The organism is Bradyrhizobium sp. Ken64, assembly GCF_055807555.1.
The window spans coordinates 1-311 of sequence record NZ_JBVVPA010000097.1 but is presented as its reverse complement, the minus strand read 5'-3'; the positions used below and the strand labels follow the sequence as shown (position 1 = coordinate 311).

At 64.3% G+C, this 311-nt stretch carries 1 protein-coding gene; it reads right to left on the bottom strand.

Translation table 11 applies throughout. The features are described from left to right. A partial coding sequence (locus AC0L2F_RS35805) for an alpha/beta fold hydrolase (protein ID WP_473251534.1) occupies positions 1-311 on the bottom strand: 311 nt, incomplete at both ends.

Genomic DNA, 311 nt, shown 5'->3' with positions numbered 1-311 from the left:
TCCATCACCTGCGGGTGCGCGGTCCAACCGCCGGCGGTGTTGAGGACCAGTTTCTCCACCACGGCGGGACGATGTACCGCGAGATAGGTCGCGACCCAGCCGCCCAGCGATTCCCCGCTTATCATCGCCTTGTCTCTGCCGAGGGCCTTCAGGACCGCGAGCACGTGGTCGGCGTAGTCCCTGACCTGGTAGTCGATCGCGGGCTTGTCGGTCCAGCCGTGTCCCAGCATGTCGATGGCAACGAACCAGAAGCTATCGGCATGAGGGCCGAAATTCCTCGAATATGCCTCTGCATGGCCCCCGACGCCGTG